Source organism: Sphaerotilus mobilis (genome assembly GCF_004216565.1).
Classification (GTDB): Bacteria; Pseudomonadota; Gammaproteobacteria; order Burkholderiales; family Burkholderiaceae_C; genus Sphaerotilus; species Sphaerotilus mobilis.
Window position 1 is genome coordinate 221,341 of record NZ_SGWV01000012.1, and the last position, 12,132, is coordinate 233,472.

Consider the following 12,132-nt stretch of genomic DNA (forward strand, 5'->3'; position numbering starts at 1 on the left):
CGTCCGGGTCCATCAAGCGCGCTGCGGCAGGATCACGAAGGGATCGGCCTCGCCGCCCTCGTACAAGGCCTCGACCAGCGCGGCGCGGTGCTGCAGCACCGCGCGCTGGTTGATCGAGCCCTTGTCGGTCACCTCGCCCTTGTCGATCGACGGCGGCTCGGCCAGCACATGCAGGCGCGCGACCCGGTTGGCACTGCCGGTGCCGCTGGCCCACAGGCCATCGGCCAGGCGCTGGAAGAAGGCCCGCACCGTCGGGTGGTGCAGCACCTCCGGGGCCGGCACGGCAGCGTCCAGGCCGGCCAGGCGGCGGCAAGCGTCCAGCCTCGGGAACAGCAAGGCGCCGATCTCGTCGCGGTTCAGGCCGGTCACCACCACGTCCTGCACGCAGGGATCGCTGGCGGCGATCACGCGGGCGCGCAGCGGGCCGACGCTGACGAAGGTGCCGGTCGAGAGCTTGAAGTCTTCGGCGATGCGGCCGTCGAAGCGCAGGCCGCGCTCGGGCCGCTCCGGGTCGATGAAGCGGACCGCGTCACCGGTGCAGTAATAGCCCTCGGCATCGAAGGCCTCGGCGGTCTGTTCGGGTGCGCGCCAGTAGCCGGGCATGACGTTGGGGCCGCGGAAGCGCACCTCGGTCTTGTCCCAGGGCCCATCGCCCTGACGCACCAGCTTGACCTCCACGCCCGGCACCGGCAGGCCGATGCTGCCGGCACTCTGGCCCGCACCGACCGCGAACATCGCCGACGGCGCGGTCTCGGTCATGCCCAGGCCGCTGATCATCGGCACGCGGTGGCCCAGGGTCCGCTCGCCCAGGCGATCCAGCCGATCCCAGACAGCTTGCGACAGGCCGGCACCGGCGAAGAAGAAGGCGTTCAGGCGCGCGCACAGCGTGCGGCACAGGGCGTCGTCGTGTTCGGCGGCGCTGGCCAGTTCTTCCAGCCCCTTGGGCACGTTGAAGTAGACGGTGGGCGAGATCTCGCGCAGGTTGCGCAGCGTCTCGGCCATGCCCGCTGGCGTTGGCTTGCCCTCGTCGATGTAGAGCGTGCCGCCGTTGTAGAGCGCGATGCCGACGTTGTGGTTGCCACCGAAGGTGTGGTTCCAGGGCAGCCAGTCGACCAGCACCGGCGGCTCATCGGCCAGAAAGGCCATGCACTGGCGGATCATCTGCTGGTTGGCGCAGAGCATCCGGTTCGTGTTGACGACGCCCTTGGGCAGCTTGGTCGAGCCCGAGGTGAACAGGAACTTGGCGATGGTGTCCGGGCCGACCGCCGCATGGGCTGCGGCACCGGTCGCCCCCGGCGGGGTCGACAGCAGGGCCTCGAAGGGCGTGACCGCGCGGCCGTCGAGCGTGCCTTCGGTCAGCACCACCTCGACATCGCTGCCCACGCAGGCCGCGATGGCCCGTGCATAGGCCGGACCGCTGGCGAAGACCAGCCCGGGCGTCAGCGTGGCCAGGATGTGGCGCAGCTTGCCGAAGTCCTGCGAGACCAGCGAGTAGGCGCTTGAGATCGGCGCGTAGGCGACGCCGGCCCACATCGCGCCCAGCGCCAGGCTGAGGTGCTCGATGTCGTTGTCGCTGAGGATCACCACCGGCCGCTCGGCGCTCAAGCCGCGGTCGACCAGCGCCTGCCCGATCGCCTGGGCGCGCTGCAGCATCTGCGCATAGCTGACATGGCGCCAGTCGCCCCGGCTGCCATCGCTCTGGCGCACGCGCTGGGCCACCAGGCTGCGGTCCGGCGCCTGGGCGGCGCCTTGTTCGAGCGCGTCGGTCAGGCGCTCGGGATACCAGCGCAGCGGCTCGGTCGACTGCAGCAGCACGCTGCCGTCGGCGCGGGTCTCGGCGCGGGCGTCGACGGCGCCGCCGAAGCGGGTCTCGCGGATGCGCGGGGCGGGCTGCGGGGCGGCTTGGGGAGCGACCGGTGTGTTCATGTCGGCTTGACCTTCGGGGCGCGCTTGTCGAGGAAGGCGCGCAGGCGGTCCTGCGCCTCGGGTGTGCTCTCGGCCACCGCCGCCATCAGCGACTCGGTCATCAGGCCCTGGTCCTGCGACTGGTCGGCGATGCGCGGCAGCGCGTGCATGACGGCGTAGTTGGACATCGGCGCATTGCCGGCCACCCGGGTGGCCAGCGCCAGCGCCTTGTCCAGCGAGGTGCCGGTGGGCACCTGGTACTGGGCCAGGCCGGCGGCGACGCCCTCGGCGGCCGAATAGACCCTGCCGGTCAGCATCAGGTCGGTCATGCGGGCGACGCCCATCAGGCGCGGGATGCGCACCGAGCCGCCGCCACCGACGAAGATGCCCCGGCTGCCCTCGGGCAGCGCGAAATAGGTGCTGTCATCGGCGACACGCACATGGCAGGCCGAGGCCAGTTCCAGCCCGCCGCCGACGACCGCGCCGTGCAGCGCGGCGATCACCGGCACGCGGCCGAACTGGATCGCGTCGAAGGCGGCATGCCACATGCGCGAATGCAGCACGCCCGAGCCGATGTCGCGTTCGACCAGCTCGGACAGGTCCAGCCCGGCGCAGAAGTGTTCGCCCGCCCCGCTGATGACGACCGCGCGGATGTCTTCGGGCAGGTTCACGAAGGCGGTGTGCATCTGCTGGATCAGCGGATCGGACAGCGCATTGCGCTTGGCCGGCCGGTTCAGGCGCAGCTGCAGGACCACGCCGTGGCGGGTGATCTCCAGCAGGTCGAGGCCAGCCAGCAGACCTTCGACAGGCTGGGCGGCGGGCAGGGTCTGGGTGGGCGCGTTCATGGGTCCTCGGGCATCAATCTAGTTGCGAAGCATAAGTAAATCGACCCCGCAGAAATCCCGTGTAAACCCTGATTCTGTCGATTGACAGGTGGTTTGTTACGGGTAAACCCTTGGTGCTGGGGGTGGAAATGCTTTCAGAATGCAAGCAAAGACAGTCTCTAGAGGCCGACCATGAAGACCGACGAACTCATCGCCATCGACATCCACACCCATGCCGAGGTGTCCTGTCGCAATCCCTTCGACAGCTATGGCGAGGAATACGACCGTGCGGCCGACAAGTACTTCGGCTCGGACCGCCGGCCGACGATTGCCGAGACGGTCGCCTACTACCGCGAGCGCAAGATCGGGCTGGTGATGTTCACGGTCGACAGCGAGTCGCAGCTGGGCCGCCGGCGCATCCCCAACGAGGAGATCTGCGACGCCGCGCGCGAGAACGCCGACATGATGGTGGCCTTCGCCAGCATCGATCCGCACAAGGGAAAGATGGGCGCGCGCGAGGCCCGTCGGCTGGTCGAGGAATGCGGCGTCAAGGGCTTCAAGTTCCATCCGACCGTGCAGGGCTTCCTGCCCTATGACCGCATGGCCTGGCCGCTCTACGAGGTGATCGCCGAGCACAAGCTGCCGGCCATCTTCCACAGCGGCCACAGCGGCATCGGCAGCGGCATGCGCTGCGGCGGTGGTCTGCGCTTGCAGAACAGCAACCCGATGTTGCTTGAGGACGTCGCGATCGACTTCCCCGACATCCAGATCGTCATCGCCCACCCGAGCTGGCCGTGGCAGGACGAGGCGCTCAGCCTGGCGCTGCACAAGCCCAACATCTGGATCGACCTGAGCGGCTGGAGCCCGAAGTACTTCCCGCCGCAGCTGGTCCAGTACGCCAACACGCTGCTCAAGGACCGCATGCTGTTCGGCAGCGACTACCCGCTGATCACGCCCGAGCGCTGGATGAAGGATTTCGACGAGGCCGGCTTCAAGGACAAGGTCAAGCCGCTGATCCTCAAGGAGAACGCCAAGCGCCTGCTGGGACTGGGCGGCACGTCCGGCGCCTGATCCCGATTGGCGCGCCGGCCTGCGGCAGGCCCGGCGGGCGCTGTCCATGGATGGCGCAGTCGATGCGGGTCTACCCGGGCGCGAGCGGGGTGCCGGGAGGGGCGGCGACCGCATCCTCGTCGGGCACGGGCATTGCGAAAGCGAACGCCCCGGGCGGCCGTTCGCCCTCCGACCTGACCCGATCCGACCGAGGAGATCCCATGTTCCGTTCCACCGCCACCCTGTCGGCCGCCGCCCTGTGCGCGCTGCTGGCCGCTGCCCCGGCCCAGGCCGCCGACGGCGCCGCCGTCTACAACGCCAACTGCGCGATGTGCCATGTGCCCGGCCTGGCCAATGCGCCCAAGATGGGCGACAAGGCCGCCTGGGCCCCTCGCGTGGCCACCGGCCGCGACGCGATGCTGGCCAGCGCCATCAAGGGCAAGGGCGCCATGCCGCCCAAGGCCGGCAACCCCAAGCTGAGCGACGAGGAGATCGGCGCGGCGCTCGACCACATGCTCGCGGCGGTGAAATAAGCGGCTGTTGCTGCGTGCAAGAAAAAACGCGGCCGAGGCCGCGTTTTTTCATGGGTGAACGATGTCAGCGGGCCGAGCGCCGGGCCGCCCCAAGCCGGCCCGTATCCCCTTGGGGGATCGCTCGACGTACCCGTCGAGCGAGGGGCTGACATCATTGTTCCGCGAAGGCGCGCTCGATCACGAAGTCGCCGGGACTGGTGGTGCTGCCTTCGCTGAACTTGCGCTCCTCCAGCATGTGCTTGAGGTCGCGCAGCATGGCCGGGCTGCCGCAGATCATCACGCGGTCGGCGCCGGGGTCCAGCGGCGGCAGGCCGAAGTCGTTCCAGAGCCGGCCGTCGTTGATCAGGTCGGTGATGCGGCCCTGGCGCTCGAAGGGCTCGCGCGTCACGGTCGGGCAATAGACCAGCTTGTCCTTGACCAGCTCGCCGAGGAACTCGTGGTTGGGCAGTTCCTTGAGGAACAGATCCTGGTAGGCCAGCTCGTTGACCTGACGGCAGCCGTGCACGACGACGACCTTCTCGAAGCGCTCGTAGGTCTCCGGGTCCTGGATGATGCTCAGCCAGGGCGCCAGGCCAGTGCCGGTGCCGAACAGGTAGAGCCGCTTGCCGGGGTTGAGGTAGTCGATCAGCAGGGTGCCGGTGGGCTTGCGGCCGACCAGGATCTTGTCGCCCACCTTCAGGTGCTGCAGCCGCGAGGTCAGCGGGCCTTCGGGCACCTTGATGCTGAAGAAGTGCAGGTGCTCGGCCCAGTTCGGGCTGGCCACGCTGTAGGCCCGCAGCAGCGGCTTGCCGTTCACCGGCAGGCCGATCATGACGAAGTGTCCGTTGGAGAACCGGAAGGCCGGATCGCGGGTGGTGGTGAAGCTGAACAGGCGATCGGTCCAGTGGTGGACCTCGGTCACGGTCTCTTCGTTGAACGGTTTCATGACGACGGGCGCGGCGCGCGGCTGCAGGAAAAAAGGGGACGCTCGGGGCCGCCCGGCGGGGCCGGCGGCGAACCCTAGAGGATACCCGTAGGGCGGTTTCAGCCCTTCAACTCTTCGATCAGATCGATATAACCGCGCATCGCAGTGGCCGCATCGGTGCCGGCCAGTTCGGCCCACGCGTCGTACTTGGCGCGGGCGACGAAATCGGTCATGCCGGGGCGATCGCCGCTGACATCGCCGTCGCTGCCCTGCTTGAACAGCGCGTAGAGGCGAAGCAGCGTGCGGTTGTCCGGCCGCTCCGGCAGCTGGCGGGACTGCGCCACGGCGGCGTCGAACAGGGTCTTGAGATCGGCGGTGTCGGTCATGGACGAAGGGCCTTTCGGCGCTTGGGTTGGACGAGCCGCGCAGTCTAGGACGGTCCCGTCAGAACCCCAGGCTCGCCAGCAGGTCATCCACCTCGGACTGGTCCTTGACCACGTCGGCGCGGCCTTCCGGGCTCACCACCGGGCCGTTGAGGATGCTGCTGTCGACCTTCTCGCGCTGGTCCGGCGGCACGACCTGGACCAGCAGCTTGACCAGCGCGTCTTCCAGGTCATTGGTCAGGGCGACGACCTTGGCCACCACCTGACCGGTCAGGTCATGGAAGTCCTGCGCCAGCATGATGTCGGTCAGGTGCTGGTCGATGCGGGCGGTTGCGGCCTCGACGTCATGGGCGAAGTTCAGCACCGCGCCCGTGGCCACCGCCTTGACCGGATCGGCCACCAGCGAACGGGCCAGCTCGCGCGTGTCGGCGCTGATGCGCTGGTGTTCCATCTTGGCCTGGTCGACCGAGTTCAGCACGCGGTTGGCGGCGTCCGAGGTCTTGTTGGCGATGTAGGTCAGCCGGCTGCGCGCATCGGGGATGCCGTCGGTGGCGATCTGCAGCTTGGGCATCACGCCGAGCTGCTGCATCGTGTCGTGCAGCAGCCGCGTGATCGCGCCGATCTGCTGGAACACCTCGGGCGATGCCATCACCGGTTCGGTGGGCGTCATGCTGGTCAGGTCTTCGATCCTCATGGTGCTCTCCCTGGGTTCACGCCGTGGCGGACATTTTTTGCATGATCTTGGTGACCTTCTCCTCCAGCGTGGCCTTGGTGAAGGGCTTGACGATGTAGCCGGCCGCGCCGCTCTGGGCCGCCAGCACGATGTCTTCCTTGCGGGCCTCGGCCGTGACCATCAGCACTGGCACATGCTTGAGGGTCTCGTCGGCCTTGATCGCCTTGAGCAGGTCGAAGCCGTTCATCACCGGCATGTTGATGTCGCTGACGACGAAGTCGAAGCGGCTGTTCTTCATCATGTTCAGCGCGACCTGGCCGTCCTCGGCCTCTTCGACGTTGTTGCAGCCCATTTCCTTGAGCAGCCCGCGCACGATGCGGCGCATGGTCGAGAAGTCGTCGACAACCAGAAACTTGAGATCGGATGCGTGGGTCATGGCGGGGTCCTTGACGTTCGGGAAAGAGGATCGAAACGGTGCGGTTTGGACGGGTCAGGTGTGGGCGCCCGGCTAGCGGCCGGTGCACCACCTGTCCGGTTTATCGGCTGCTGTGCTGCGGCCTTGAATGCTCGGGAACGATGCGGGGTGGGCCGACCAGCGGGGCCTGTTCGGGCTCCTGCGGCTCGGGCTCGGGGGCGTCGCCGCCCTGGAAGAAACGGTCTTCGGCTTCGCGGGTCATCACGATGATGCTGATGCGCCGGTTGATCGGGTTGAGCGTGTCGGCGCGGTCAAACGGCACGCTGGCGGCCAGGCCCTGGACACGCAGCACGCGTGCATCGGCCAGCCCGCCGAGCAGCAACTCGCGCCGCGAGGCGTTGGCCCGGTCGCTCGACAGCTCCCAGTTGCTGTAGCCCAGCTCGCCGCCCGGGAAGGGTTTGGCGTCGGTGTGACCTTCGAGCGTGAGCTTGTTGGGCACCTCGCTCAGCACGCTGCCGATGGCGCGCAGGATCTCGCGCATGTGCGGCTGCACGCTGGCATCGCCGCTCTGGAACATCGGCCGGTTCTGTTCGTCGACGATCTGGATGCGCAGGCCGTCGCGGGTCATGTCCAGCCGGATCTGGTTCTTGAAGGCCGACAACTTCGCCGACGCGTCGATCACGTCGTTGACCTTCTGGCTGAGCGTCTCCAGACGCTCGCGCTCGGCCTTGGCCTGGGCCAGCTTCATCGACTGCTGGGCGCGCCGACGGCTCTCTTCGTCGATGTCGCCGTTCTTGACCTGACCGCCTTGCCGGGTGATGTCGGTGCCGCCGCCCTTGATGATCGAGGTGGCATCGCCCGATCCCGTGCCGCCGGCCATGGCGACCTTCAGCGGGTTCTGGAAGTAGTCCTGGATGCCCTTCTTGTCGCCTTCGCTGGTCGAGCCCAGCAGCCACATCAGCAGGAAGAAGGCCATCATCGCCGTCACGAAGTCGGCATAGGCGATCTTCCACGCGCCACCGTGGGCACCGTGGCCGCCCTTCTTGATCTTCTTGACGATGATCGGTTGAAGTTTCTTCGCGTCGCCAGCCATTTCAGGTGCTCACTTCTTCTTGACGTGGCTCTCGAGCTCGGCAAACGTGGGCCGCTCGGTGGAGTAGAGGACCTTGCGGCCGAACTCGATCGCGATCTGTGGCGCGTAGCCCTGCATGGAAGCGAGCAGCGTGGTCTTGACGCACTGCAGCTCCTTGCCGTCCTCGTCGATCTTTTGTTCGAGCAGGCCGGCCAGCGGCTCGGCGAAGCCGTAGGCCAGCAAGATGCCCAGGAAGGTGCCGACCAGGGCCGAACCGATCATGCCGCCCAGCACCGCCGGGGGCTGGCCGACCGAGCCCATGGTGTTCACGACGCCCAGCACGGCGGCGACGATGCCGAAGGCGGGCAGCGCGCCGGCCAGCCGGGCAATCGCGGCGGCCGCGCCGTGGGCCTCGTGGTGATGGGTCTCCAGCTCGGTGTCCATCAGCGACTCGATCTCGTGGGCATTGAGGTTGCCCGAGACCATCATGCGCAGGTAGTCGGTGATGAATTCGCTGACGTGGTGGTCATTGCCCACCACCGGGTACTTCTGGAACAGCGCCGAGCTGTGCGGGTCCTCGATGTCCTTCTCGATCGACATCAGGCCTTCCTTGCGGGTCTTCTGCAGGATGTCGTAGAGCAGCGCCAGCAGGTCCATCGCGCGGGCCTTGCTGTACTTCGAGCCCTTGAAGCAGGCGCCCAGACCCTTCATCGTGGCCTTCAGCACCTTGGGCTGGTTGTTGGCCACGAAGGCGCCCAGCGCGCCGCCGAAGATGGTGATCATCTCGAAGGGCAGGGCCTTCAGGATCACGCCGATGTTGCCGCCGTGAATGATGTACACGCCGAAGATGCAGCCGATGGCCACGAGCCAGCCGACGATGACGAACATGGTGGGAGTCTTTCCGTTTGCGGGTTGCCGGCCTCACGCGGGGCGCGTGGCGGACGTGGCATGTCTTGCATATCGGGACGGCGCGCCGTTCACTTGAGGCGCGACTTGTCCAGATCGGGTCAGGCGTGAATTCGGTGACGGCGCGGCCGCATCGGCCCGTTCGGCGGGCATGCGGTAGAGCCACACAGCGTGGCGGCGCATCGGACCTGCCGGCAGGCTCGCGGTGGGCGCGATGCCCGGCACCTCGAAGGCCAGGCTGACCAGCCAGCTGCCGGGCGCCAGTTCGGCGCTGGCCTTGGCCCAGACGCGGGCCATGCTTTCGGGCCGCTGGAAGACGTAGACCATGGCCAGGCCGTCCCAGCGGTCGGCCCACAGGTCGCCGCGCCAGACCTTGGCCTGCGGGCAGCGCAGGCCGGCCAGCAGCCGCAGCGGCAGGCTCCATTCGATGCCTTCGAGGCGGGCCTGCGGGTAGCTGGCGCGCAGCGCCTGCAGGCCGTGGCCCATGCCGCAGCCGGCGTCGCGCACGCGGGCATTGGCCGGCAGGGGCGCCAGCTCGGCCAGGCCGTCCAGCGCATCGGCGGGGGTCGGGAACATCGGCGCGTCGCGCCAGGCGCGCAGCGGGTAGGCCAGCAGCAGCAGCATCAGCGGCAGCAGCCAGGCCCAGGCCGGCACGCCGGTGGACAGGCCGCTGGCCAGGCTCAGGGCCGGCCAGCCCAGCGCCAGCATCCAGCGCCGCCATGGCGCATCGGCGAGCCGCGCGGCGGCGGCGCCCAGGCCGACCGCTGTCAGCGTGGCCAGCGTTGGTGGCGCGCCCAGACCTTGCAGCAAGCCTTGCAGGAGTCCGCAGGCCAGCCACAGCAGCAGGGCGGGTGCGGGCCAGGGCAGGGGGGGAAAAGGGAGCGTCGTGCGCATCCCCAGGTTATGCCCGAGGGCGGCCGGGCCCGACGCGCGGTGCAAGGGGGTGCCAGCCGGCCAATTCCGGTGATGCCGGCCGGCGACCGCTCAAAGCAGCTCGATCAGCGCCTCATGGTTCAGGCGCACCCGCACCTCGTCGACAGGCACGGCGGCCACGACCTTGCGGCTGGCCGACGAGGTGTCGCGCAACACCGGCTGGGGCAGCGGCAGGCCGCTGCTGCCGACCAGCACGGCCACGCGCGGCTCGTTGGCGCGTTCGCCGCGGGCCATCACCACGGCGACCTCGCCGCCGACCAGCTGCACATAGCTGCCCGGCGGGTACATCCCCAGCGTGCGCAGCAGCGCACTGCCGTACTCGTCAGGCTGGCCGTCCGGGCCGACGCAGGCCGCGCGCGCGGCGGCCAGCGGCGACATCGGCGGGCGACCGGCGCGGCGGCTGATCTTGGCGGTGAAGCGGTCGACCACATTGAGCAGCCGGGCCATGCGCTGGGCCGGGTCGAGCGAGGCCAGCGGCGTGGTCAGCAGGCTGGCGTCGTGGTGCAGACGCACGATCTTGATCCAGCGCGGATCGCCCACGCCGCTCGCGGCCAGCAGCTGGGCCGAGCGCAGGTTGTGTTGGTCGACACGCTCGCGCTGCTCAGCCGTCAGCGGATCCTTCTGGCGGGCCAGCGTGTCCTGCAGACCGGTCATGGCGACGTTCATCGTCATCGCGGCCATGGTCAGGGTCTCGCGGTCGTCGGCGCTCCACTTCAGCGTGTGGGCGACCTGGGCGCAGACCGTCGCGCACAGCGCCGCGTGGTGGGCGCTGTACTGGCGGGTCTCGTGGCCGGCGTGCTGGATCAGCAGGAACAGCACCTCGTTGGGCTTGCGTTCGGCCAGCGCAATGCCCTGGGACAGGGCGGCATGCAGCCGGATCACCCAGTCGCTCTCGGGCGAGGCGTCCGTCAAGGCGCCGTTGATCTGCCGCATCAGGCTTTCCCAGCGCTCGGCCAGGCCGACGTCGAAGCTGGCCGACGGGGTGCCGCGGTCGGGGTTGTGGGCGCCGACCAGGGCATCCCGGGCCGGTGCGCTGCGACCGCTGACCGGTTCCTTGCGCCGCGCGATCGAGATGTCCTGCAGCGTCGCGTTGCGCAGCATCAGCGACTCGGCCGTCTCATCGGCCACCCGCAACCAGGGCGCTGCCTCGGTCTCGTCGATGTAGAGCGGCATCGAGCGCAAGGCCTGCAGCCGGCTCTCCAGCTCGATCTTCATCCCGCTGGGCAGCAGCAGCAGGCCCCGTCCGTCGAAGATGCGGAAGGGCAGCGGCTGGTTCAGCGCCAGGTAGCGGGGGTGGAGGACGATCAGGGCCATGTGAATTCCGAAGATGCAACATCTATCGGCTACCACTCTGGGGGACTTGATGGCATGTTTAAGTCATCTTGCCCAAGCCTTGCGGAACGCCCAAGAAAAAACGGGCCCCGAAGGGCCCGTGAATTGCATCGTCGATGCAAGGAGGAGGAGACAAGCAAGAAACTCGGGAGAAGCTCGGAAGGGTTCTGAAGCACTCGGGTGGCGCGCGCGGCCTTCAGGGCCGGCACGCCGGGGCACGGTGGATCAGTGCAGTTGCAGGGCGCCGTTGGCCTTGCCCTTGCCGGCGCGGGCCGGGGGGTTGCACAGGCCGCAGACGTAGTGCTTGGCGATCTCGTGCGGATGCGTCACGAAGTGGCCGCCGCACTTGGAGCAGGCGGTCATCGTCAACATGCCGTTGTCGATGAACTTGACCAGGCGCCAGGCGCGCGTCACCGACAGCAGCGGCTCCAGGTTCTGGGCCTGGGTCTGCTCCAGGTAGAGCTGGTAGGCCTTGATGACGGTGTCGATCTCGTCGAGCTCGGCCACCTTGTTGAGGTATTCGTGGATGTTCAGGAACAGACTGGCATGGATGTTGGGCTGCCAGGTCATGAACCAGTCGGTCGAAAAGGGCAGCTGGCCCTTGCTCGGCGACTTGCCCGCCACTTCCTTGTACAGGCGCAGCAGGCGCTCGTACGACAGGTCGGTCTCCGACTCCAGCACCTGAAGGCGGGCACCCAGCTTGATCAGGGTGACGGCACGTTCAATCTGCTTGGCTTCGGTCAGGATGCTCTTGGCGCGCATGGTTCTCTCTCCGTCTGTTCTCTGTTCGGTAGCGGTCATGTCCGACGCGGACCTTGCCGCCGCCGGGCCCTGTGTCGTCACAGGGCGGGGGCTGACATCAGGCCGCTTCGCGATGCCGGCCGGCCATCAGGATCGACGCATGCAGACGCGAGACGCCGTCGTTGGCCGCGCTCTTGCCGTGGTTGGTCAGCAGGCTCCAGACCAGGTCGTCGTCGACACGCATGCGGCACAGCAGGGTGTTGCCCGAGGCGATCTTCATCATCTGCGAGGGCGACAGCAGCTCGATCACGGCGGCGGTCTCTTCCGAGACGCCGAGGCGGAACAGGGCCTGCTCGCGGTCGGCGCGGATGAGGCTCTGGGCCAGCATCAGGTAGGACAGGTTGGCTTCGCGGATTTCGCTGAGGATCTGTTCGGTGTTCATGGTGTGCTCCTGGCTGCTG

Annotated in this window: 14 protein-coding genes; 2 read left to right on the plus strand and 12 right to left on the minus strand. The window is 68.2% G+C overall.

Annotated features, from left to right (window positions below):
- Positions 1 to 12 precede the first annotated feature (12 nt).
- Together EV685_RS18775 and EV685_RS18780 are read right to left on the minus strand one after the other, a co-directional pair.
- Complete coding sequence (locus tag EV685_RS18775) at positions 13 to 1,926, minus strand: feruloyl-CoA synthase (RefSeq protein ID WP_130483583.1); 1,914 nt, start codon at positions 1,924 to 1,926, stop codon at positions 13 to 15.
- Positions 1,923 to 2,750 (minus strand): crotonase/enoyl-CoA hydratase family protein, encoded by an 828-nt coding sequence (locus EV685_RS18780; RefSeq protein ID WP_130483584.1) that lies wholly within the window; start codon positions 2,748 to 2,750, stop codon positions 1,923 to 1,925. The genes EV685_RS18775 and EV685_RS18780 overlap by 4 nt, the downstream gene beginning before the upstream one ends.
- 171 nt (positions 2,751 to 2,921) lie before the next feature.
- Here EV685_RS18780 and EV685_RS18785 point away from each other — a divergent pair, with 171 nt between their 5' ends.
- Together EV685_RS18785 and EV685_RS18790 are read left to right on the plus strand one after the other, a co-directional pair.
- Positions 2,922 to 3,800 carry an amidohydrolase family protein gene (locus tag EV685_RS18785; protein ID WP_130483585.1) on the plus strand — a complete coding sequence of 293 codons (879 nt, stop codon included), beginning with the start codon at positions 2,922 to 2,924 and terminating at the stop codon, positions 3,798 to 3,800.
- A 200-nt stretch (positions 3,801 to 4,000) separates the two neighbouring features.
- On the plus strand, positions 4,001 to 4,312 hold the full coding sequence (locus tag EV685_RS18790) for a c-type cytochrome (RefSeq protein ID WP_130483586.1): 312 nt from the start codon (positions 4,001 to 4,003) through the stop codon (positions 4,310 to 4,312).
- 151 nt (positions 4,313 to 4,463) lie between these two features.
- Here EV685_RS18790 and EV685_RS18795 read toward each other — a convergent pair whose 3' ends face one another.
- The 10 genes from EV685_RS18795 to flhD all read right to left on the minus strand — a co-directional run bounded on the left by EV685_RS18795 (position 4,464) and on the right by flhD (position 12,113).
- The gene (locus tag EV685_RS18795) at positions 4,464 to 5,237 is read right to left on the minus strand and encodes a ferredoxin--NADP reductase (protein WP_130483587.1); all 774 of its coding nucleotides are present in this window, start codon (positions 5,235 to 5,237) and stop codon (positions 4,464 to 4,466) included.
- 98 nt (positions 5,238 to 5,335) lie between these two features.
- Positions 5,336 to 5,602, minus strand: coding sequence for an acyl-CoA-binding protein (locus EV685_RS18800; RefSeq protein WP_130483588.1), 267 nt, complete (start codon positions 5,600 to 5,602; stop codon positions 5,336 to 5,338).
- Between the two features lie 58 nt (positions 5,603 to 5,660).
- Positions 5,661 to 6,293: a protein phosphatase CheZ gene (locus EV685_RS18805; RefSeq protein ID WP_130483589.1), complete on the minus strand. Its 633-nt coding sequence runs from the start codon at positions 6,291 to 6,293 to the stop codon at positions 5,661 to 5,663.
- Between the two features lie 16 nt (positions 6,294 to 6,309).
- Complete coding sequence (gene cheY, locus EV685_RS18810) at positions 6,310 to 6,708, minus strand: chemotaxis response regulator CheY (protein WP_130483590.1); 399 nt, start codon at positions 6,706 to 6,708, stop codon at positions 6,310 to 6,312.
- 100 nt (positions 6,709 to 6,808) lie between these two features.
- On the minus strand, positions 6,809 to 7,780 hold the full coding sequence (motB, locus tag EV685_RS18815) for a flagellar motor protein MotB (protein WP_130483591.1): 972 nt from the start codon (positions 7,778 to 7,780) through the stop codon (positions 6,809 to 6,811).
- A 9-nt stretch (positions 7,781 to 7,789) separates the two neighbouring features.
- A complete protein-coding gene (motA, locus tag EV685_RS18820; RefSeq protein ID WP_130483592.1) occupies positions 7,790 to 8,647 on the minus strand; it encodes a flagellar motor stator protein MotA in 858 nt (285 codons plus the stop codon).
- A 33-nt stretch (positions 8,648 to 8,680) separates the two neighbouring features.
- The gene (locus EV685_RS18825; protein WP_242615671.1) at positions 8,681 to 9,559 is read right to left on the minus strand and encodes a class I SAM-dependent methyltransferase; all 879 of its coding nucleotides are present in this window, start codon (positions 9,557 to 9,559) and stop codon (positions 8,681 to 8,683) included.
- Positions 9,560 to 9,649: 90 nt separating this feature from the next.
- Complete coding sequence (locus EV685_RS18830; RefSeq protein ID WP_130483593.1) at positions 9,650 to 10,912, minus strand: HD-GYP domain-containing protein; 1,263 nt, start codon at positions 10,910 to 10,912, stop codon at positions 9,650 to 9,652.
- A gap of 243 nt (positions 10,913 to 11,155) precedes the next feature.
- Positions 11,156 to 11,692, minus strand: a complete 537-nt coding sequence (flhC, locus tag EV685_RS18835) for a flagellar transcriptional regulator FlhC (protein ID WP_130483594.1) — start codon at positions 11,690 to 11,692, stop codon at positions 11,156 to 11,158.
- A gap of 97 nt (positions 11,693 to 11,789) precedes the next feature.
- The gene (flhD, locus tag EV685_RS18840; protein ID WP_130483595.1) at positions 11,790 to 12,113 is read right to left on the minus strand and encodes a flagellar transcriptional regulator FlhD; all 324 of its coding nucleotides are present in this window, start codon (positions 12,111 to 12,113) and stop codon (positions 11,790 to 11,792) included.
- Between the last annotated feature and the right edge of the window lie 19 nt (positions 12,114 to 12,132).